This is a genomic window from Comamonas sp. B21-038 (assembly GCF_022387135.1).
GTDB classification, from domain to species: Bacteria; Pseudomonadota; Gammaproteobacteria; order Burkholderiales; family Burkholderiaceae_C; genus Comamonas; species Comamonas sediminis.
In genome coordinates, this window is sequence record NZ_CP092462.1 from 4445888 (window position 1) to 4467964 (window position 22077).

17 protein-coding genes are annotated in these 22077 nt (G+C 64.9%); 10 read left to right on the plus strand and 7 right to left on the minus strand.

What is annotated here, in order from left to right:
• Positions 1-2 precede the first annotated feature (2 nt).
• Both MJ205_RS20185 and recQ read right to left on the minus strand, forming a co-directional pair.
• The gene (locus tag MJ205_RS20185; RefSeq protein ID WP_239810087.1) at positions 3-851 is read right to left on the minus strand and encodes a hypothetical protein; all 849 of its coding nucleotides are present in this window, start codon (positions 849-851) and stop codon (positions 3-5) included.
• 113 nt (positions 852-964) lie between these two features.
• Positions 965-2896 carry a DNA helicase RecQ gene (gene recQ, locus MJ205_RS20190; RefSeq protein ID WP_239810088.1) on the minus strand — a complete coding sequence of 644 codons (1932 nt, stop codon included), beginning with the start codon at positions 2894-2896 and terminating at the stop codon, positions 965-967.
• Between the two features lie 288 nt (positions 2897-3184).
• Here recQ and MJ205_RS20195 point away from each other — a divergent pair, with 288 nt between their 5' ends.
• The gene (locus tag MJ205_RS20195) at positions 3185-4249 is read left to right on the plus strand and encodes a homocysteine S-methyltransferase family protein (RefSeq protein ID WP_239810089.1); all 1065 of its coding nucleotides are present in this window, start codon (positions 3185-3187) and stop codon (positions 4247-4249) included.
• A 38-nt stretch (positions 4250-4287) separates the two neighbouring features.
• On the opposite strand, the gene MJ205_RS20200 is transcribed toward MJ205_RS20195, so the two are convergent.
• Both MJ205_RS20200 and MJ205_RS20205 read right to left on the minus strand, forming a co-directional pair.
• On the minus strand, positions 4288-5739 hold the full coding sequence (locus MJ205_RS20200; protein WP_239810090.1) for an aldehyde dehydrogenase: 1452 nt from the start codon (positions 5737-5739) through the stop codon (positions 4288-4290).
• 324 nt (positions 5740-6063) lie between these two features.
• Positions 6064-6738, minus strand: a complete 675-nt coding sequence (locus MJ205_RS20205; RefSeq protein ID WP_230773904.1) for a GntR family transcriptional regulator — start codon at positions 6736-6738, stop codon at positions 6064-6066.
• A 315-nt stretch (positions 6739-7053) separates the two neighbouring features.
• Here MJ205_RS20205 and MJ205_RS20210 point away from each other — a divergent pair, with 315 nt between their 5' ends.
• The 7 genes from MJ205_RS20210 to MJ205_RS20240 all read left to right on the plus strand — a co-directional run bounded on the left by MJ205_RS20210 (position 7054) and on the right by MJ205_RS20240 (position 15075).
• Complete coding sequence (locus tag MJ205_RS20210; RefSeq protein ID WP_239810091.1) at positions 7054-7788, plus strand: DUF969 domain-containing protein; 735 nt, start codon at positions 7054-7056, stop codon at positions 7786-7788.
• Positions 7785-8741, plus strand: a complete 957-nt coding sequence (locus tag MJ205_RS20215; protein ID WP_239810092.1) for a DUF979 domain-containing protein — start codon at positions 7785-7787, stop codon at positions 8739-8741. The genes MJ205_RS20210 and MJ205_RS20215 overlap by 4 nt, the downstream gene beginning before the upstream one ends.
• 25 nt (positions 8742-8766) lie before the next feature.
• Positions 8767-9435 (plus strand): pyroglutamyl-peptidase I, encoded by a 669-nt coding sequence (pcp, locus tag MJ205_RS20220; protein WP_239810093.1) that lies wholly within the window; start codon positions 8767-8769, stop codon positions 9433-9435.
• Positions 9436-9457: 22 nt separating this feature from the next.
• The gene (locus MJ205_RS20225; RefSeq protein WP_230773897.1) at positions 9458-10234 is read left to right on the plus strand and encodes a LamB/YcsF family protein; all 777 of its coding nucleotides are present in this window, start codon (positions 9458-9460) and stop codon (positions 10232-10234) included.
• Positions 10235-10248: 14 nt separating this feature from the next.
• Positions 10249-11841 (plus strand): 5-oxoprolinase subunit B/C family protein, encoded by a 1593-nt coding sequence (locus MJ205_RS20230; protein ID WP_239812807.1) that lies wholly within the window; start codon positions 10249-10251, stop codon positions 11839-11841.
• 137 nt (positions 11842-11978) lie between these two features.
• Positions 11979-13703, plus strand: a complete 1725-nt coding sequence (locus tag MJ205_RS20235; RefSeq protein WP_133856691.1) for an acetyl/propionyl/methylcrotonyl-CoA carboxylase subunit alpha — start codon at positions 11979-11981, stop codon at positions 13701-13703.
• A gap of 367 nt (positions 13704-14070) precedes the next feature.
• A complete protein-coding gene (locus MJ205_RS20240) occupies positions 14071-15075 on the plus strand; it encodes a virulence RhuM family protein (protein WP_239810094.1) in 1005 nt (334 codons plus the stop codon).
• 30 nt (positions 15076-15105) lie between these two features.
• On the opposite strand, the gene MJ205_RS20245 is transcribed toward MJ205_RS20240, so the two are convergent.
• Both MJ205_RS20245 and MJ205_RS20250 read right to left on the minus strand, forming a co-directional pair.
• Entirely contained in the window at positions 15106-15345 is a 240-nt protein-coding gene (locus tag MJ205_RS20245) for a DUF7661 family protein (protein WP_239810095.1), read from the minus strand.
• A gap of 117 nt (positions 15346-15462) precedes the next feature.
• Positions 15463-17427 carry a sigma-54-dependent Fis family transcriptional regulator gene (locus tag MJ205_RS20250; RefSeq protein ID WP_239810096.1) on the minus strand — a complete coding sequence of 655 codons (1965 nt, stop codon included), beginning with the start codon at positions 17425-17427 and terminating at the stop codon, positions 15463-15465.
• A gap of 281 nt (positions 17428-17708) precedes the next feature.
• On the opposite strand from MJ205_RS20250, the gene MJ205_RS20255 reads away from it, so the two are divergent.
• Together MJ205_RS20255 and MJ205_RS20260 are read left to right on the plus strand one after the other, a co-directional pair.
• Entirely contained in the window at positions 17709-19556 is a 1848-nt protein-coding gene (locus MJ205_RS20255; protein ID WP_239810097.1) for a flavin-containing monooxygenase, read from the plus strand.
• Between the two features lie 110 nt (positions 19557-19666).
• The gene (locus MJ205_RS20260) at positions 19667-20647 is read left to right on the plus strand and encodes a YihY/virulence factor BrkB family protein (RefSeq protein ID WP_239810098.1); all 981 of its coding nucleotides are present in this window, start codon (positions 19667-19669) and stop codon (positions 20645-20647) included.
• A 69-nt stretch (positions 20648-20716) separates the two neighbouring features.
• On the opposite strand, the gene MJ205_RS20265 is transcribed toward MJ205_RS20260, so the two are convergent.
• Positions 20717-22018 (minus strand): MFS transporter, encoded by a 1302-nt coding sequence (locus MJ205_RS20265; RefSeq protein ID WP_239810099.1) that lies wholly within the window; start codon positions 22016-22018, stop codon positions 20717-20719.
• Positions 22019-22077 lie beyond the last annotated feature (59 nt).

Below are 22077 nucleotides of genomic sequence, written 5' to 3' on the forward strand. Positions count from 1 at the left end.
GCTTATTGCTCGATAGGCTCTGCCACAACAGCTTCAAAAGCCTGGCGCAGCGCATCGAGATCGGCGGGTGGGGCGCTTTCGTCGCTCTTGAACGTGATTCCGGTACCGTCATCAGTGCTGGTGGTCAGGCGGCGAACAATCAGCAGGTTGGTGGCGGTAGCTGCCGAGGTGCCTGTATAGCCTTCGCCATCATTGACCTTGTAGTCGAAGTAGTAGACCTGTTCCACGCGATCGGCAATGTTGAACTTGATGCAGACCACCAAGCCTGCATTCGGGCCGCTGGTCACATTTTCGCAAGCGAAACGATTGTCTGCCGTCGTCACAAAGCCGGTGCCATACCCGCTTCCCGCGACCAGCTTTTGCAGTTTGACCACATCCGACCGGGGAGTGCTGGTCCCCAACGGGGTGAACAACCACATGCCATACAGGCTTTGCGGGCTCTTGTCATAGCCGAAGCTGAAGCGGGAGATCTCCTTTTCTGCTTCGCCGGGGAACCTGATGTAGCCCTTGGTGCCGGATTCGAAACGCATCGACACGACACCATCGTTGCCGTTCTCCTGCCCAATGCGTTCGCTGCTGCCCAGGTAGCGGCCGCCACGGTACTTGTTCAAGGTGCCGGAATACTGGTTGTTCTTGTAAGCACCGGACGTCAGATAGAAGGTGGCGTTGCCGGAGGCGTCGTAGGCATACATCTGCATGACCAGCGTCTGGCCCTGCACATCAATAGCCAAGCCGCGACCGGGCTTGCCATTGAGTTCGCTGGTAACCACCCAGGTGCCCGACTGGGGCATGTAAGCCTGGGCCATGCTGCTGCCCAGCAGAGCGCCGATTGCAATCCATTTTTTCAGCATATGTCCATCCTTCCGTTAATAGTTTTCAACAATCAAAACGGCATTAGATCATAGCTTTACAAAATAGAAGCACCCGTTCTACTTTGTTTGCATTGCAACAACAATATGTGGGACTAGTGGGCGCTACACACCCGCAACACCGCCTCCCCATAAGCCTCCAGCTTCTTCACCCCAATCCCGCTCACGCCCTGCAGCTCATCCAGGCTCTGCGGGTTGCGCTGGGCGATGGCCGCCAAGGTCGCGTCGGCGAAGACCACGTAGGCGGGCACGTTGTGTTCCTTGGCCACTTCGGTGCGCCAGGCCTTGAGGTTGATGAAGCGGACCTGCTCGTCGGGGCCCAGGTTTTGCGCGGCGACGGCGGGTTTGGTGCTGCGCTGGCGCTTGCTGGGGCTGCGCTCGGCAGTGCTTTCGCGCAGCTCCACGGTTTGCTCGCCGCGCAGCACGGCGCGTGAGCCGTCGCACAGGGTGAGGGTCTCGAAGCTGTAGCCGGCCTCGGTCTGCACCTTGTGGGTGGCCAGGGCGCCAATGGCCAGCAGCTGGCGCAACACGCCGCGCAGCTGGGGCTCGGTGTAGTCCTGGCACAGGCCAAAGGTGCTCAGCTGTTGGTGACCAAACTGGCGCACCTTGTCGGTTTCCTTGCCGCGCACGATGTCGAGGATATGGCTGGCGCCAAAGGTGATCTGGCTGGCCGAATGGGCGCGGTAGATGGTGGACAGCAGCTTGCGCGCGGCATCGGTGCCGTCCCAGGTCTTGGGTGGGCTCAGGCAGTTGTCGCAGTTGCCGCAGCGGTAGCGTGGCGCCTTCTCGGCGGATGCGACGGAGGCCTCGGGGTGGGCCGAGTCGTAGTCACCGCCCTGGCCGTAGACCTCGTCAAAATACGCCAGCAGGCGCACACGCCGGCAGTCGGTGGCCTCGGCCAGGCCCAGCAGCGCATCGAGCTTGCCGCGCATCACCTGCTTGAAGGCGTCGCCCGCCGGGCTTTCGTCGATCATGCTGCGCTGGCTGACTACGTCGCGGTAGCCATAGGCCATCCAGGCATCGGCGGGCAGGCCGTCGCGCCCGCCCCGGCCGGTTTCCTGGTAGTAGCTCTCGATGTTCTTGGGCATGTCCACATGGGCGACAAAGCGCACATCGGGCTTGTTGATGCCCATGCCGAATGCGATGGTGGCGACCATCACAATGCCTTCTTCGCGCAGAAAGCGGCTCTGGTTCTGCTGGCGCAGCTCGGCGCCCAGGCCGGCATGGTAGGGCAGGGCGTTGATGCCGGCATCGCACAGCGATTGCGCGACCTCTTCCACCTTCTTGCGCGAGAGGCAGTAGACCACGCCCGCGTCGCCATCGTGTTCGCGCTCGATAAAGCGCAGCAGCTGGGCGGTGGCGTCTTTTTTCTCGACGATGGTGTAGCGGATGTTGGCGCGGTCAAAGCTGCTGATGAAGACGCGCGCCGATTCGAGCTGCATGCGCTCGACGATGTCGGCGCGGGTCAGCGCATCGGCCGTGGCGGTGAGCGCAATGCGCGGCACACCGGCATAGCGCTGGTGCAACACGGTCAGCTCGCGGTACTCAGGCCGAAAGTCGTGCCCCCACTGGCTGACGCAATGCGCCTCGTCGATGGCGAACAAGGCCAGCTTGCCCATCGCATGCAGCTCATCGAGCAGGCCCAGAAAACGCGGCGTGTTGAGCCGCTCGGGCGCCACATACAGCAAGGTGATGCCGCCCGACAGCAGCTGCAGCTCCACATCGCGGGTCTGGTCGTAGTCGAGGGTGGAGTTGAGGAAGGCGGCCTCGACACCGATCTCGTGCATGGCGCTGACCTGGTCGTGCATCAGCGCGATGAGGGGCGAGATGACGATGGTGGTGCCGTGGCCCTGCTGCTGGCGCACGATGGCCGGGATCTGGTAGCACAGGCTTTTGCCGCCGCCGGTGGGCATCAGCACCAGCGCATCGCCGCCGCCAATCACATGGTCAACAATGGCTTGCTGCGAGCCGCGAAAATGCGCATAGCCAAAGGCATCCTGCAAAACGGTGTGGGCGAGGGAAGTCACAAATTGCTAGAGAAGGCAGCTGTGCCAGCCCCCTGAAAGGGCCGCGCAAGCGGGGTATCGTCAACAGGCCAGAAGGGCCGCCCTGACACGGAGCCGGGGCGCAGGCGCAAAGCGCTATTGTGCGCGTTTTGGGGCGCTGCAACGGCAGCGCGGGGTTTGTGGGGCGGTAACGGGCTGTTTTGTGGCGCAGGTGCACGGCGGCCACCCCGGCGCGATACAACCAGCGCCGGTATGGCAAATAACGCCTGGCCGCCACGCGCCGGTGGGCGCCGCCCTACAATGGCCGCCATGTCACTGCCCCGCTACACCCGAGCCCAAGAACTGCCCGCCACCCTGGCCAAGCGCCTCGTCATCCTCGACGGCGCGATGGGCACCATGATCCAACGCTTCAAGCTGGGCGAGGCCCAGTACCGGGGCGAAGGCTACAGTGGCCCGGGCAGCGTGGGCGAGCGTTTCAAGGACTTTGGCTACGACGTCAAGGGCAACAACGAGCTGCTGTCGCTCACCCGCCCCGATGTGATCCGCGACATCCACGAGAAATACCTGGCCGCTGGCGCCGATCTGATCGAGACCAATACCTTTGGCGCGACCACGATTGCCCAGGAGGACTACCACATGGCCGACCTGGCCTATGAGATGAACCTCAAGAGCGCCCAGCTGGCGCGTGCGGCCTGCGACAAGTACAGCACGCCCGAGCACAAACGCTATGTGGCCGGCGCCTTGGGCCCCACGCCCAAGACCGCCTCCATCAGCCCCGATGTGAACGACCCGGGCGCGCGCAATGTGACGTTTGAGGCGCTGCGCCAGGCCTACCTGGAGCAGACCTTGGCCTTGATCGAAGGCGGCGCCGATGTGATCCTGGTCGAGACGATTTTTGACACGCTGAACGCCAAGGCCGCGCTGTTTGCGGTCGATGAGGCTTTTGAGCAGACCGGCGAGGTGCTGCCGATCATGATCAGCGGCACCGTCACCGATGCCTCGGGCCGCATTCTGTCGGGCCAGACGGTGACGGCTTTCTGGCACAGCGTGCGCCATGCCAACCCGCTGTCGATCGGGCTGAACTGCGCGCTGGGTGCCACCTTGATGCGCCCCTATGTGCAAGAGCTGGCCAAGGCCGCGCCGGACACCTTCATCAGCTGCTACCCCAATGCCGGCCTGCCCAACCCGATGAGCGATACCGGCTTTGACGAGACGCCCGACATCACCAGCCGCCTGGTGCATGAGTTTGCCGACGAAGGCCTGGTCAACATCGTGGGCGGCTGCTGCGGCACCACGCCCGACCACATTGGCGCGATTGCCCAGGCAGTGCAGGGCGCGACGGCGCGCAAGCTGTTTTACCCCGCTGCAGCCTAAGACGCCTTGCCAGCTACGGCCCGTTCTGGCCATCGGGTTTAGAACGGGTACTGGCGCTCGGTGGTTTGCATGGTGATCCAGCGGGTGTCGGTGAAGGCATCGATACCCTGGCGCCCGCCAAAATGGCCGTAGCCCGAATCCTTGACGCCCCCAAACGGCATTTGTGCCTCATCGTGCACGGTGGGGCCGTTGATGTGGCAGATGCCCGCCTCGATGCGGGCCGCCACGCGCCAGCCGCGTGCGGTGTCGCGGGTGAACACAGCCGATGACAGGCCGAACGCGTTGTCGTTGGCGCAGGCAATGGCCTCGTCTTCGCCGTTCACGCGCACGATGCCCTTGACCGGGCCAAAACTCTCTTCGTGGTAGATGCGCATCGCTGGCGTCACGCCGTCCAGCAAGGTGGCAGGCATCAGCGTGCTGTCGGCCTTGCCGCCGCAGACGATGGTGGCGCCTTGTGCCACGGCATCGTCGATCAGGGCGTTGCAACGCTCCACGGTCGCCATGCCCACCACCGAACCGAGCACCACCGGCCCCTGGCGCGGATCGCCCAAGGGCAGCGCCGCAGCCCTGGCCGCCAGCTTGGCGACAAAGGCGTCGGCCACGCGCTGGTCGACCACCAAGCGCTCTGTTGACATGCAGATCTGCCCCGAGTTGGCAAAAGAACTGAAGCTGGCGGCGCGGGCGGCTGCGTCCAGGTCGGCATCGTCCAGCACGATGAAGGGCGCCTTGCCACCCAGCTCCAGCAGCGCGGGCTTGAGGTGGCGGGCGCAGGTTTGCGCAATAAGGCGGCCCACACGTGTAGAGCCGGTGAAGCTGACGCGGCGCACCGCCGGGTGGGCAACGATGGCCTCGACGATGCTAGCCGCGTCCTCTGGCGCATTGGTCACAAAGTTCACCACACCGGGCGGCAAGCCGGCATCCTGCAGCGCCTCCATGACCAGGCCGTGTGTGGCCGGACACCATTCCGAGCCTTTGAGGATGACCGTGTTGCCGCAGGCCAGCGCGGTGGAGATGGCGCGCACGGCCAGGATCACCGGCGCATTCCAGGGCGCGATACCGAGCACGACCCCAGCGGGCTGGCGCACCGCCATGGCCAGGCTGCCGGGCACATCGGAGGGGATGACTTCGCCGCTGATCTGCGTGGTCAGGGATGCGGCCTCCAGCAGCATATTGCTGGCCAGGTGGACGTTGAAGCCAGCCCATTGGTCAGAGGCCCCCGTCTCGGATGCCATCGCTGCGGCAATGGCATCGCCCTTGGCGTGCAGGGTGTCAGAAGCCTTGATCAGCAGCGCGCGCCGCGCGCCGGGCCCCAGCTGTGCCCAGGCCGGGAAGGCCGCTGCTGCGGCCTCGCAGGCCCGCACGGCATCGGCCACGGTGGCGGCAGGGGCGCGGGATGCGACGGTGCCATCGAGCGGATTCTTGCGCTCCACCGTCGCCGCATTGCCCGCGTTGCAAGCCTCGCCACCAATCAGCATTTTTTGTTCAATCATTGCAGGGTCTCCTGTTCGCTGCCGTTCATCCACTGTCAGGCGCACATCCTCCACCAGGCTTGCAATCCCTGCGCACCGGCAAGGGGCTGATGAATGCCTGCCAGTCCAAGGGGAGGGGTGGGGCGCCAAGGCTGTTGATGCTATCGATCACACGCAGTTGCTGCAACGCGCAGGCAATGCAGGTGTGCCGGCGTGCGCTGCAGCCATCGGCGGTTCGAGCAGCGCAGAACGACGGCGATCCAGTGCTGAGAAGCTGCCCATGGCCGCCAGGACTTCAACGTCAGCCCGCTGATGCCCTCAGCGTCTGGCTGCACAAGGCAGCTATCACAGCACCATGCCCGCATCGCTCATGCGGCGGGCATAGACGCTGAGCAGGACGCGCTCGGAATGGGTCAGGTAGTCATGCATCAGCTTGGCAGCCTGCTCCATGTCCCCGGCCTCGAAGCGTTCCAGGATGTTGGCATTCAGGTCGATGTAGGGCGCATGCATGAACTCGGCATCGCCCAGCATGCCAAACGCCAGGCGCAGCTCCACCAGCAGGTGCGAGAACAGGGTGTTGAGCCGCTCGCTGTCGGCCAGTGCCACGACGCCCTTGTGGAACCGCATATTGCCGGTGCCCACCTCCACCCAGCGGCCGGCCTCGCGCAGCTGCTTCTGCGCAGCGACGGCTTCGCGCATCTCCTTGCGCGCCGGGTGCTGCGGTATGGCCTGCTGCAGCGCCTGGCACTCGATCATGCGGCGCACGCGGTAGATATCCATGATGGAGGCCATCGATGGGATCGCGACAAACACGCCCCGGTTGGGCAGATGGCGCAGCAGCCCTTCCTTGGTCAGCAGCCGGAACACCTCGCGCAAGGTGTTGCGCGAGATCTCCAGGCTTTCGCTCAGTGCTACTTCGGACAGGCGTGATCCGGGCTGGAATTCCCCACGCACGATGCGCTCGCGGATCTGCTCGGCCACGCGGTCATTGAGCGAGAGGGTAGGCAGTGCAACATTCATGGCGATCGCAGGTAGTCAGAGATTGATACACATGATAGCGGTGGCCTGCCGCCCGGCCCAGCGCATTGCCCTGTGCCATTAAAACGGCCATTGTGGCGATTTGCTTCGCCATAAAGACGGGTATTTCGCCTACATCGCTATTTGAAAGCAGATGTGTACGGGTTTTCCCGGTGAGAAAGCTGATTTTGTTTGGCTAAACTTTTGTATTGTTCAACAAACTGTCATTCACCATTGGTGAAACAGATAGGTTGTTGAACAAAAACTATGCGGTGCCCAGTCCCTGGGGGCCGTGCCTATAACAAACCTTGTATTGTCATGGACAGCTCAATCGTCAACCTCTGGCCGCTCCTCGGGGTGGCCGTCATCATTGTGGGATTCGTCCTGCGCTTCAATCCCTTTGTGGTGGTGGTCGTGACGGCGATCGTCACCGCTGCGCTGGCGGGCTTCCCTGTCCAGAAAGTGCTGGCCGAGCTGGGCACGGGCTTTGTCAAAACCCGCAATCTGCCGCTCATCCTGGTGCTGCCGCTGGCCGTGATCGGCCTGCTGGAGCGCCATGGGCTGCGCCAGCATGCGCAAAACTGGATCGGCCAGATCAAGTCGGCGACCACCGGCCGCCTGCTGATCGTCTACCTGGGCGCGCGCCAGCTGACCGCTGCCATCGGCCTGACCAGCCTGGGAGGCCACCCCCAGATGGTGCGTCCGCTGCTGGCCCCCATGGCTGAAGGCGCGACCGAAACCCGCTACGGCAAGCTGCCCGAAGCACTGCGCAACCGCCTGCGCGCTTTCAGCGCCGCGACCGACAACGTCGGCCTGTTCTTCGGCGAAGATATTTTTGTGGCCTTTGGCGCGATCGTGCTGATGACCACCTTCCTGCATGAGGCGGGTATTGATGTCGAGCCGATCCATGTGGCCGTGTGGGGCATCCCCACTGCCATCTGCGCGTTCCTGATCCATGCCTACCGCCTGCGCCGTCTGGACCAGTACATCGCCAAGGAAATGGCCAACGCGCCTGCCCCGGCATCGACCACCCGTGAAGGAGGTGCAGCATGATTTTCAGCATCACCCAAGTCTATTGGCTGGCCGGTCTGGTCATGGCGGCCGTGGCCGTCTTCAACCTGCTCGATGCCAGCAACCCCAAGCGCTGGACCACCGGCCTGTTCTGGGGCCTGTATGCGGTCATGTTCCTGCTGGGCGACAAGATGCCGCCTGAAGTGGTGGGTGCCGGCGTGGTCGTGCTGGCGCTGATCGTGCTCGTCAAGGGCGTGGGCGGTGGCAAGCCGCAAGTGCGCAGCGATGCCGAGAACAAGGAAAGCGCACTGCGCCTGAAGAACAAGCTGTTTGTGCCGGCGCTGGCGATCCCGGTGGTCACGGTGATCGGCAGTGTGCTGCTCAAGGACTTCAAGATCGGCGGCAACTTCCTGATCGACCCCAAGAACGCCACCCTGGTGAGCCTGGCACTGGGCTGCATCATCGGTGCGGCCATGGCCTGTAAGATGACCCGCGAATCGCCGGTGCAATCGCTGCGCGAATCGCGCCGCCTGGTCGATGCGATGGGCTGGGCCATGGTGCTGCCGCAGATGCTGGGCATGCTCGGTCTGGTGTTCTCCGATGCGGGCGTTGGCAAGGCCGTGGCCCATGTGACCACCACCTACATCAACATGGACCTGCGCTTTGTGGCGGTGGTGGTCTATGTGGTCGGTATGGCGCTGTTCACCGTCATCATGGGCAATGGCTTTGCGGCCTTCCCGGTGATGACCGGCGGCGTGGGCGTGCCCGTGCTGATCAACGTGTACCACGGTGACCCAGCGATCATGGCCGCGGTGGGCATGCTCTCGGGCTACTGCGGCACCTTGCTGACACCAATGGCGGCCAACTTCAACATCGTGCCGGCGGCGCTGCTGGAGCTGCCGGACCGCAATGCGGTCATCAAGGCGCAGGTGCCTACGGCGCTGGGCATCCTGGTCTGCAACGTGTTTTTGCTGTACTTTTTGATGAACCACTGATCGCCGCCATCCACAGGACCTCTGCATGACTGACACAACCGTACTGGTGCTGGGCTTTGAGCCCTTTGACAAAGCCCCCCTCAACCCCGCGTGGGAAGTGGCCCGCAGGCTCGATGGCAAGACCATTGACGGTGCGCGCGTGGCTGGCGTGCAGCTGCCCTGTGTGTTTGGCAAGGCGCTGGATGCGCTGGACGCAGCCCTGCAGCAGCACCAGCCCAGCCTGGTGATTGCGCTGGGCCTGGCCGGCGGCCGCACGGCCCTGTCGATCGAGCGCGTGGCCATCAATGTCGATGATGCCCGCATTGCCGACAACGCCGGCCAGCAGCCCATCGATGTGGCCGTCACCCCCGATGGCCCTGCGGCCTATTTTGCGCGCCTGCCCATCAAGCAGGCCGTGACTGCCATGCGTGCAGCCGGTGTGCCCGCCGAGGTGAGCAACACCGCCGGCACCTTTGTCTGCAACCATGTCTTCTACGGCCTGATGCACCGCCTGAACACCGTGCCCGCCTGGGCGCAAACGCGCGGCGGCTTTGTGCATGTGCCCTACCTGCCCGAGATGGCAGCGGCGCTGCCAGGCGCCCCGAGCATGGCGGTGGAGACGCAGTGCAAGGGTATTGAAGCGCTGATTGCGGCCGTGCTGCGGCATGATCCTGAGCAGCAGGATCTGCAGCTGAGCGCAGGCCAACTCCACTGAAATTCATAAGAAAGGTAGCACCATGTCCCTCACCATGGATTTGAACAGCGACCTGGGCGAGAGCCTGGGTGCATGGACCATGGGCGACGACGCGTCCATGCTGTCCATCGTCAGCAGCGCCAACGTGGCCTGCGGTTTTCATGCAGGCGATCCGGCTGGCATTCTCGATACCTTGAAAAAAGCCAAGGCCAACAACGTCGTGGTCGGTGCCCATGTGGCCTACCGCGACCTGGTCGGTTTTGGCCGCCGCAACATGGATGTGGCCCATGCCGACCTGGTGAGCGACGTGATCTACCAGATTGGCGCGCTGCAAGGCCTGGCCGCTGCGGCAGGCACCACGGTGCGCTATGTCAAACCCCATGGCGCGCTGTACAACACCATCGCCCAGGACCGCCGCCAGGCCGCTGCCGTGATCGAGGCCATGCAGGCCGTGGGCGGCCAGCTGGCACTGGTGGTGCTGGCCGGCTCGCCACTGATGCAATGGGCGCGTGAAGCGGGCCTTACCGTGATTGCCGAGGCCTTTGCCGACCGGGGCTACACCCCGCAAGGCACCTTGGTATCGCGCCGCGAGCCAGGCGCTGTGCTGCACGACCCGGAGATGGTGGCCCAGCGCATGCTGCAGCTGGTGCAGCAAGGCACGGTGCAGGCCAATGATGGCTCCGTGGTCGAGGTGCAGGCCGATTCCATCTGCGTGCATGGCGACAGCCCCGGCGCGGTGGCCATGGCCAAGGCGGTGCGCGAGCACCTGCAGGCCGCAGGCGTGCAGATCCGCTCCTTCATGGACAAGGCGGGCGCATGAGCGACGAACGCACGATGCGCTTTCTGCCGGTGAGCGACCAGAGCATGCTGGTGGAGCTGCAGGACCTGGAACACACCTTGGACCTGCTGGCCGCACTGCAGGCCGAGCTGCCCGCTGGCGTGCAGGAGCTGGTGCCCGCTGCGCGCACCATCCTGGTCTCGTTCGACCGCTGGCAGACCAGTGCTGCCGACCTGCAGCGCCATATGGCTGCGTTGCACCTGGGCCGCCAGGCCCGCAGCGCTGGCCAGCGTGTCGAGATTGCCGTGCACTACGACGGCGAGGACCTGGCCGATGTGGCGCAGATCCTGGGCATTGATGTGCCCGAGCTGATTCGCCGCCACAGCGGTAGCGATTACAGCGTGGCCTTTTGCGGCTTTGCGCCCGGCTTTGCCTACCTGACCGGTGGCGACCCGAGCCTGAACGTGCCACGCCGCAGCACGCCGCGCACCAAGGTGCCTGCGGGCTCGGTGGCGATTGCCGGCACCTTCAGTGCCGTCTACCCCAATGACACCCCCGGCGGCTGGCAGCTGCTGGGCCGCACTGAGGTGCCCATGTGGGACCTGCTGCGCAACCCGCCTGCCTTGCTGCAGCCGGGCATGCTGGTGCGTTTTGTCGATGCCAGCACCGCGGCTGGCCAGGCGCTGCTCCAGCAGCAATCTGCGGCGCAGGCCCAGGCCCCCGCAGCGGCTGAGCATACCGGCGCCGGCATGCGTGTGCGTGCCACCGGCTTGCAGACCCTGGTGCAGGACGCCGGCCGCGCCGGCCAGGCGGGCCAGGGCGTATCGGCCGCCGGTGCGCTGGACCAGGGCGCGATGCGCCGTGCCAACCGCCTGGTGGGCAACGATGCGCGCCAATCGGTGCTGGAGTCCGTCGCCGCAGGCCTGCAACTGCAAAGCCTGGGGGCCACCGTGGTAGCCGTTACTGGCGCCACCGGCCCCCTGACCGTGCGCAGCGCCAGCGGCGCTGCCTGGCAGGCCGAGCGCAATGCGGCCATTGCCTTGAATGATGGCGATGTGATCCAGCTGGGCGAGCCCGACAGCGGCGTGCGCAGCTATGTGGCGGTGCGCGGCGGCTGGCTGGTGGAGCCCGTGCTGGGCAGCACCAGCACCGACACCCTGGCCCGCATCGGCCCTGCCGCCTTGACCACCGGCCAGACCCTGGCCGTGGGCGATGCACGCGATGCCGCTGCGGTGCAAGCCCCTGATCTGAACCCGCCTGCGCTGCCCAAGGCCGGTGAGACGGTGGTGCTCGATGTCGTCATGGGCCCGCGTACCGACTGGTTCACCCCCGAGGCGGTGGCCCTGTTTGCCGCGCAGCGCTGGCAGGTCACCCCCCAGTCCAACCGCGTGGGCTTGCGCCTGGCCGGCGATGAGGCACTGGTGCGCAGCCAAACCCAGGAGCTGCCCAGCGAGGGCACGGCCCTGGGCGCCATCCAGGTGCCCGCCAGCGGCCAGCCCGTGCTGTTCCTGGCTGACCACCCCTTGACCGGTGGTTACCCGGTCATCGCCTGCATTGCCTCCTACCACCTGGACCTGGCCGCGCAAGTGCCCGTCGGTGGCTGGCTGCAATTCCGCCCCCTGGCGCCCTTTGCGGACCTGGTGGGCTGAGTGTTGAACAGGGCGTGCGCGCCCCGTTCTTGAATGGATATAGCTATGAGCGAAGTGTTGATTGCAAAAGGCCGTGAAACACGCTGCGGCAATCTCACTTCTCTGTCGTGTTTTGGTTGTCTGGAGTCTTCTCAGCCATGAAAAAAGTATTGATTGCAAACCGTGGCGAGATCGCCGTCCGCATTATTCGTGCCTGCACGGACCACGGCCTCAAGAGCGTGGCGGTGTATGCCGATGCCGATATCGACGCGCTGCATGTGCGCATGGCCGATGAGGCCTATGCGCTTGAAGGCCAGCGCCCGGCAGAGACCTATCTGGACATCGCCAAGCTGATTGCAGTGGCGCAAAAGAGCGGCGCAGATGCGGTGCACCCAGGCTACGGTTTTCTGTCGGAAAACGCCGCCTTTGCCCGCGCCGTGATCGGTGCCGGCCTGACCTGGGTGGGCCCACCGCCTTCGGCCATCGAGCAATTGGGCGACAAGGTGCAGGCGCGCAAGCTGGCGCTGAGCGTGGGTGCGCCGCTGGTGGCAGGCACGCCCGAGCCGGTCAAGGATGTCTCCGAGGTGCATGCCTTTGCGCGTGACCATGGCCTGCCGATTGCGGTCAAGGCTGCGTTCGGCGGTGGTGGCCGTGGCATCAAGGTGATCTGGAAGGCCGAGGACATCGACGAGCTGTATGGCGCGGCGGTGCGCGAGGCCGTGACCGCCTTTGGCCGTGGCGAGTGCTTTGTCGAGCAGTTTCTGGACAAGCCGCGCCACATCGAAGCCCAGGTGATGGCCGACCAGCACGGCAATGTGCGGGTGCTGGGCACGCGTGACTGCTCCTTGCAGCGCCGCAACCAGAAGCTGGTCGAAGAGGCTCCAGCGCCTTTCCTGACCGACGCGCAGCGCGAACGCATCCACCAATCGGCCCGCGAGATCTGCCAGGCCGCTGGCTATGTGGGCGCCGGCACGGTGGAATACCTGCTGAGCCAGGGCGGCGCGATCTCGTTCCTGGAAGTCAACACCCGCTTGCAGGTGGAGCATCCCGTGACCGAAGAGACCACCGGTACCGACCTGGTGCGCCTGCAGTTCCGCGTGGCCGAAGGCGAAGTGCTGGCCGATACCACGGTGCCTGCCCCCCACGGCCATGCGTTTGAGTTCCGCATCAACGCCGAAGACGTGGGCCGTGGCTTCCTGCCCGCCCCCGGTCTGGTGACCCGCTTCGAGGCTCCATCGGGCCCCGGCGTGCGCGTCGACAGCGGTGTCGAATCGGGCTCGCAGGTGGCGGGCCAGTTCGATTCGATGCTGGCCAAGCTGATCGTCTGGGGACCAACCCGCGAAGTGGCCGTGCAACGCGCACGCCGCGCGCTCAAGGAGTTCAAGATCGAAGGCGTGCCGACCGTGCTGCCTTTCCATGAGGCCGTGATGGCGCATGCCGACTTCATCAACGGCCAGCACTTTGGTGTGCACACCCGCTGGATCGAAACCGAGCTGATGCCCCAGTGGGATGCCCAGCCCGAAACCCGTCCCCAGCCTGCCGCCACCGCTGGCCTGCAACGCGTGGCCATCGAGCTCGACGGCCGCCGCGTGATGCTGGGCCTGCCCGCCTCCCTGCTGTCCGGCCTGTCGGCCCCTGGCGCTGCCCCAGCGCCTGTGGAAGCAGCCGTGGACGAGAAGGCCGTCACGGCCGCCTCCGCCGGCACCCTCACGACCTGGAAGGTCGCTGACGGCGCCACCGTGCAAGAGGGTGAGCTGATCGCCGTGATGGAAGCCATGAAGATGGAAATGCAGATCAACGCCCCCCGCGCTGGCCGCATCAGCCTGAAGGTGGAAGCGGGCAGCTACCAGGCCGCTGGCGCTGTGATTGCGCGCATCGACTAAGCCGTCTTTTTGACGGTGGCCAAGCGCCGCGCAGCCTTTGGGTTGCGCGGCTTTTTTGTTGCTAGGGCGCTGCGTATGTTTCAGCGCAGGATGCAAAGTTACCCGGACAGAACGTATCGTTCCAGAACCGTGGCTAGTAGCCAACTTGCGGACTGGTGTGGCCTGTCACAATCTAGCGGATTCGCCCGCTTCATTGATTTGCGTCCATGCCTTCATCTTTCTCCTTCCACGATATGCCTTGTGCAATCCCAAGTCTGGTCGTCGAAAAAAAGCACATCGAATACAGCTGTATGGGCAGGCTGACCTATGAAGACAGCCTTGACTGCATGCGTAGTTGGCGGCTATTTCCATCCCAGAAGGAGGCAGCATGAGCGACTTCATTCTCTACACTACAGAAGACGGTCGCAGCCAGATCAAGCTGCGGACCAAAGGCCAAACGGTCTGGCTCACACAGCGTGAAATGGCCCAGCTATTTGACGTGAGTACCGACAATATTGGGCTGCATCTCAAGAACATCTTTGCTGACGAGGAAATCGAGGCGTCTTCAGTTACCGAGGAATCCTCGGTAACTGCCTCCGACGGCAAAAACTACCTTACCAAGCTCTATAACCTCGAAGCCATTCTGGCGGTCGGCTACCGCGTGCGCTCGCCACGCGGTGTGCAGTTTCGCCGCTGGGCGTCCACCATTCTGAAGGAGTATCTGACCAAGGGCTTTGTGATGGATGACGAGCGGCTGAAGAACCCGGATGGTCGCCCAGATTACTTTGACGAAATGCTGGCCCGTATCCGCGACATTCGGGCCTCGGAAAAGCGCTTCTACCAAAAGGTGAGAGATCTCTTCGCGCTGTCCAGCGACTACGACAAAACGGACAAGGCAACGCAGGTGTTTTTTGCGACAGTGCAGAACCTGTTGATCTTTGCTGTGACCGACAAGACCGCTGCCGAGCTGATCATGGCTCGGGCAGATTCGGCGGATCCGCATTTCGGCCTGTTGGCTTGGAAGGGCGACAAAGTCCGCAAAGCAGACATTGTGGTGGCCAAGAACTACCTGAGCGAAGATGAAGTTGACACCTTGAACCGGTTGGTGGTCATCTTCCTGGAAACCGCTGAACTTCGGGCCAAGAGCAAGCGTGAGACGCCGATGGCTTTCTGGAAGCAGAACGTCGATCAGATCATTACCTCCAATGGCTTTCGCTTGCTCAACCACGCTGGCACGATCAGCCACGACCAGATGGAAGCGCGCACCGATGCGCTATACCAGCAGTTCGACCAAGACCGCAGAATGCGTGAAGCAATTCAGGCCGACCAGCAGGATGAGGCCGATCTCCAAGCTTTGACGAGCAAACTCAAACAACGCCAGAAAAAGGACTGAGGCCCATCAGGCAGCCGCCTCTGTACCGCGCTAGACCCCTTTGGAACCTGGAACAGAAATCTCCACCACATCCCCCCGGCTGCCCGCCGCCAGCTCATGGTAGATGTCGTAAAGGTACTGACCCAGATCGCTGGCAGGCAGATCAGCGGGCACCGCCAGTTGAACCGGAGCGCGTTTGCCATCCTGACCGACGGCATAGCAGCGCCAGCCGCTAGGGCAGGGCTCCAGATCGAGGATGCGGCCAAAGACGTTAAAGCGGTGTCGGGGCATGGGCAAGCAACGCGATAGGGTGGTGGTGGCACCAGCCTAACCGAGGACGCGCAGGCGCATGTCACGACGGGGTACTTGCCGCGTTCGCCCGGGTGCGACATCACGCGACGAGAACTCTTAAGGTCGCTCGTCCTCCTGCCTGGCAAACACCCGGCTGAGCTGCTGGCGCTGGATGCGGCGGTGGATGGTCGAGCGGTTCACACCCAGCAGGCGGGCGGCTTCGGAGACATTGCCCTGGCACTGGGCGAGCACCTGTTCCAGCGTGGCGGCATGCAGGGCATGGCCGCCGCATGCGGCGCCTGCCAAGCTTGCTTCGCCAACCGCGTCCTGCCCCTGCGCCACAGCCGGGCTGCGCTGCAGCGCATCGGGCAGGTGCTCCAGGTCGATTTGCTGCTCGGCCAGCGCGGCGGCATAGCGCAGCGCATTGTGCAGCTCGCGCAGATTGCCGGGCCAGCGGTGGGCGCGCAGGGCGGCCTGTGCGGGCGCGCTCAGGCGCAGGCTGCAGCCGATGGCGGCCAGCATGTGCCCGGCCAGGGCCAGCAGGTCGCTGCGATCGCGCAAGGCCGGCAGCTGCAGCTCGGCGGCGTTCAGGCGGTATAGCAGGTCGGCGCGGAACTGGCCACTGCGCACCAGCTCGGCCAGCGGCCGGTGCGATGCGGAGATGACCCGGATATCCACCTTTTGCGGCGCACGCGCGCCCAAGGGCGTGATCTCCGACTCGGACAGCACACGCAGCAGCTTGGCCTGCAGCGCCAGCGGCATGTCGCCGATTTCATCGAGGAAGAGGCTGCCCTGGTGCGCGGCCTCGACCAGACCGGCGCGTCCTTTGTGCGCGCCCCCCGTCCAGGTGCCGGGCAGGTAGCCAAACAGCTCGCTCTCCAGCAGCGCCTCGGGGATGGCAGCGCAGTTGATGGCGACAAAGGCACCGCTGCGGCCGCTGGCGGCATGCAGCGCGCGGGCCAGAAACTCCTTGCCGCTGCCGGTCTCGCCCTGCAGCAGCACCGGCAGGTCTTGCGGCGCCAGCCGGGCGGCCTTGTGCAGCACCTGGCCCATCGCAGCGTCGCCGGTGTTGAGCGCCTGCAGCGGCGCGGGCAGGCTCGGGCGCGGGCTGGCCTGCGCGCTGCTGCGCGGCTGGGGCGGCAGCGCATGGGCAAACCAGATGCTGCCATCACGGGCGCGCAGAATGCGCTCTTGCGCGGGGCGGTTGCGCATCAGCTGGGGCAGGGCCTGCAGGTCGGTGTCAAAAAAGCGGCCCAGCGGCTGGCCGGTCAGCAGCGGCTGCTGGCGCCAGTTCAGCCCGGCGATGGAGGCCAGCATGCGGCTGGCGGCATGGGTCATCGCGCGGATGCGGCCGCGCGCATCGACGCTGAGCGCCGCATCGGCATCGACATCGAGAAAATCCGGCGACTGCGCCAGGCGCAGCACCCAGTCGCTGCCCGATTGGGCCAACAAATTGGCCAGCTCTACCCGGCGCACGGCGGCGGTGACCAGATGCAAGGCCATCTGCTGGCTGGCGCGGGCGGCGGGCGAGCGCAGCAGCGACAGGTCCAGCACCGCAGCGAGCTGGCCTTGCAGATCGTAGATGGGCGCGGCGGTGCACGACAGGCGCGTATGGGTGAAGTCGAAATGGTCGCTCTGGTGCACCGTCAGCGCCTCGCCGGTGGCCAGGCACGTGCCCACGGCCGAGGTGCCGGCGACATCCTCGCGCCACTGCGCGCCCAGGTAGAGGCCGGCGCTGCGCAGGTCGCTGGCATCGCTGTCATGGCCGAGAAAATCCACCGCCACGCCATGGCGGTCGGCCAGCAGCAATACATAGTCCAGGCCCTTGAGCTGCTGGTACAGGCGCTCCAGCCCGCTGCGGGCAATGCGGATCAGCGGTTCGGACTCTTCGCGGTGGGCGCGCAGCTGGCCGGCGGGCACGATATGGGCTTCGCTGGTGCGGCTCGGGTCGAGCCGGTGCTGGTCAATGCAGCGGCGCCAGCTGCCCAGCACAGCCCGGTCGCGCGCCTCTCCGTGCAGCGGGTAGCCCATGCCAAAGGCTTCGAGCTCCTGGACATGGGCGGTATAGCTGTGGATGGGCATGGCGGGTCTCCTGCAATCACCGGGCTGATTCTGTGCCCGCACCCTGGCGCTGCCAATCAGGCTTACCCGCAACAGATGCTGCAGTGCAAAAGGGCGCATGCAACAGGTGTTGCATTGGCTGCCGCAGTGCCTGCGCCAGCGCGCTGCTGGCAAACCCGCAGCGCGCCGCACGGGCCCAAGGAGGTTGCAGTGCAGCATGGCCGCCTGGCATGGGGCTTGCAAAAACGCTGACGCTGCGGCCGCAGAGCCGCTGCGATACCGCCCAAAAAAGGAGACAAGCCATGACAACCGCTACCCCTGCCACCCCGGATGCCACCCCCACGGCTGCAGACGCACCTGCCGCCCGCGCCCAGGCCCTGCTGGACCAGCTCAACCAGGCGCTGGCCGCCCGCGATTTTGCGGCGGCCAGCCAGTTGTTTGCCCAAGACTGCTTCTGGCGCGACCTGGTGCTGCTGACCTGGAACCTCAAGACCTGCGAAGGCCCGGCACAGGTGGCCGACATGCTGGCCGCGCAGCTGGATGCCGCCGCGCCGTTGCTGCTGCAGCTGGACCCGAACGAAGAGGTGACGGAGGCCGATGGCGTGCTGAGCGCCTGGCTGGTGGTGGATGCGCGCCATGCACGGGGCCTGGGCCATCTGCGGATCCGTGATGGGCGCATCTGGACCTTGCTGACCACCATCCAGGAGCTCAAGGGCTTTGAAGAAGCGCAAGGGCTGCGCCGCCCGATGGGCGCCGAGCATGGCATACGCCGGGGCCGCAAGACCTGGCTGGACCGCCAGCAGGAAGAGGCCGAGACCCTGGGCGAGAGCCGCCAGCCCTATGTGCTGGTGATTGGCGGCGGCCAGGGCGGTATTGCGCTGGGTGCGCGGTTGCGCCAGCTGGGTGTGTCGCACATCGTCATCGACCGGCAGCCGCGCCCGGGGGACCAATGGCGCAACCGCTACAAATCGCTGTGCCTGCACGATCCGGTCTGGTATGACCACCTGCCCTACATCCCGTTCCCCGAACACTGGCCGGTGTTTGCGCCCAAGGACAAGATTGGTGATTGGCTGGAGATGTACACCCGGGTGATGGAGGTGAACTACTGGTCGTCCACCCAATGCCTGGGCGCGCGCTACGACGAGGCTGCCCAGGAGTGGGAAGTGACGGTGGAGCGCGAGGGCCGCACGATGGTATTGCGCCCCAAGCAGCTGGTGTTTGCCACCGGCATGTCGGGCAAGGCCAACATCCCCCGCATCGAAGGCCAGGAGCGCTTCCGGGGCGAGCAGCAGCACTCGTCGCAGCATTCGGGGCCCGAGGCCTATGCCGGCAGGAAGGTGGTGGTGATCGGGGCCAACAACTCGGCCCATGACATCTGCGCCGCACTCTGGGAGCATGGCGCCGATGTGACGATGGTGCAGCGCTCGTCCACGCACATCGTGCGCTCCGATTCGCTGATGGACATTGGCCTGGGCGATCTGTACTCGGAGCGCGCCGTGGCCAGCGGCATGACCACGAAGAAGGCAGACCTGGTCTTTGCGTCACTGCCCTACCGCATCATGGCCGACTTCCAGGTGCCGCTGTATGACCGCATCCGCGAGCGCGATGCGGAGTTCTACCGCAAGCTGGAAGCGGCGGGCTTCATGCTCGATTTCGGCGATGACGGATCGGGCCTGTTCATGAAGTACCTGCGCCGCGCCTCGGGCTACTACATCGATGTGGGGGCCTGCGACCTGGTGATCGACGGCAGCATCAAGTTGCAGGCGGGCAAGAACAAGGGCATCAGCCACCTCACTGAAAACGCCGTAGTGCTGAGCGATGGCACCGAGCTGCCGGCCGACCTGGTGGTCTATGCCACCGGCTATGGCTCGATGAACGGCTGGGTGGCCGACCTCATCAGCCAGGAGGTGGCCGACAGGGTGGGCAAGGTCTGGGGCCTGGGATCGGACACCACCAAGGACCCAGGCCCCTGGGAGGGCGAGCAGCGCAATATGTGGAAGCCCACCCAGCAGCCGCAGCTGTGGTTCCACGGGGGCAATCTGCACCAGTCGCGCCACTATTCGCTGTACTTGGCGCTGCAGCTCAAGGCGCGGCAAGAGGGGCTGCCTACCCCGGTCTACGGCCTGCAGCAGGTGCACCACCGGCATTGAGCGCAGCGCAGGGCCAGCGCGCCGCTGCGGAATGTCAACATTGCACAGGGCGGCCAGCTATGGCCGATGGCTGACACCGGCCGGCCGCCCTTCAATGCCAGAATCGGGCGATGGTGAACCAAGACTCCACGCTCGCCCAGCGGGTGCAGCACAAGCTCAACCCCTTCCGCCCTTTCTACGATGCCGCCCAGCAATGGCTGGCGGCCGACGGTCTGCGCATGAGTGCGGCCATGTCCTTCTACGGCATGCTGAGCCTGGCACCGTTGCTGCTGCTCCTGGTGGGCGTGCTGGGCTGGTGGCTGGACCGCTCCTACATCGAGAGCAACCTGATCCACCAGGTCGAGGACATCATGGGCGCGCAGGTGGCCGATGTGGTGCGCGGCGCGCTGTCGAGCGCGCAAACCAAATCACAGGGCCTGATTGCCTCGGCCATTGGCTTTGTGATGCTGCTGTCCGGGGCCACCGGGGTGTTCGTGGAACTGCAGACTTCGCTGGAGCGGCTGTGGAACCATGGCGAGGCGGTCGACAAGAGCGATACCCCGTGGTGGTATTCGCTGGTGCAGCGTGTGCGGGGCCTGGGCTATATCCTGGTGCTGGGCTTCTTGATGCTGATCTCGCTGGTCATCACGACGATGCTGAGCATGACCACGCGCTGGGCCGGCGCCGTGTTGCATGTGGAGGCCCCCGGCATGCTGCTGGGCGTCATCAATGAGACGGTGTCCTTCCTGATCACCGTGACCTTGTTCGTCGGCATGATGCGCATCGGCACCGGCACCAAGCCCCGGCTGCGCTTTCTGATTGCCGGCGCTGCGATCGGCGCGTTCCTCTTCACCATCGGCAAGCAGGTGCTGGCCTGGTATCTGTCCACTGCAGCCGTCGTATCGGCCTATGGCGCTGCCGGCTCGCTGGTGGTGCTGCTGATGTGGATCTATTTCTCGTCCGCGATCCTGCTGTTTGCAGCGAGTTGTGCACGCTCGCTCAACGGTGCCGATATTGCGCTGCATGGCAAGGGAGGCGGCGCAGCGGGGGCGGACAGCGCACGCCTGCGGCCTGCGGCGGGCGAGGCGGCGACGGTGGATTTTCAGATCTAGAAGACCATCACACCAACAACAATGCGCCCGAGGGCGCATTGTTTTTTAGGGGGAGGGTGGCCCCGCTCTTCAGTGGGCCGGGGCCTTCACATCAAAGCCTTCGGCACGGGTGTCATGGCGCATGAAGAACACCAGCGCAAACGCGACAACGGCCAGCGATGCCAGGAACATCACGGCGTAGACATCGTTGCCCATCCTGTCCTTGAGCGTGCCAAAGATCGTGGGGCCGATGTAGCCACCCAGGTTGCCGATGGAGTTGATCCAGGCGATGCCCGCTGCCGCAGCGGTGCCGCTCAGGAAGGCGGTGGGCAAGGTCCAGAACGTGGGCAGCGCGCTGAAGATGCCAAACGCAGCCAGGGTCACCGCCGCCATCTTGGGCACCGGTGCGGCGGTGTTGGCAGCGATCAGCAGGCCGGCAACGATGCAGGCCAGCGGAATCAGCACAAACCATTTGCGCTCCTTCATGCGGTCGGAGCCGCGTGTCCAGAAGATCATCGCGATGGCGCCGACCAGATAGGGGAAGGCGTTGATGAAGCCGACCTGCACATTGGACAGGCCGCCAAAGCCCTTGATGATTTGCGGCAGGAAGAAGCCCAGGCCGTAGAGCGGCACGGTGATGCCCATGTAGACAAAGCCCAGCGCGATCACCTTGGGGTTGAGCAGGGTCTGCTTCCAGGAGATCTTGTGGATGGATTCGCGGTTCTGGCGTTCGGCCGCCAGGGTCTTGGCGAGCCAGGCGCGTTCTTCGTCGGTCAGCCACTTGGCGTCCTGCGGGCCATCGGGCAGGTAGAACAGCACGACGAAGGTCAGGAAGATCGCCGGCAGCGCCTCCAGGATGAACAGCCATTGCCAGCCATGCATGCCGCCCATGCCGTCCATGTCGAGGATGAAGCCGGAGATGGGCGCGCCGATCACCGTGGAGATCGGAATGGCGAACATGAACCAGCCGACGATGCGCGCGCGGTAGGCGGCCGGGAACCACAAGGTGATGTAGAAGATCACGCCGGGGAAGAAGCCCGCCTCGGCAATGCCCAGCAGAAAGCGCACCACGTTGAAGCTGGTGGCGCTGTCCACCCAGGCCTGGCCGGCCGACAGCACGCCCCAGCTGAACATGATGCGGGCGATCCACTTGCGGGCGCCGAACTTCTCCAGCGCCAGGTTGCTCGGCACTTCACAGAGAAAGTACGAGAGAAAGAAGATGCCGGCCGCACTGCCGAAGACGGCGGCGGAGAAGCCCAGGTCCTTGGACATGCTGGCCCCGGCAAAGCCGATATTGACGCGGTCGAGGTAGGCGATGAAGTAGCAGACCATCAGCAGCGGCAGGAGCCGCCAGCTGATCTTGGAGATGGTGCGCTGTTCCAGGGTGTCCATGTTGGTCTCCGATGCTGTTATGGGTAGGACGTGCGGTAGAGGCGCTTCACTTTTGATAG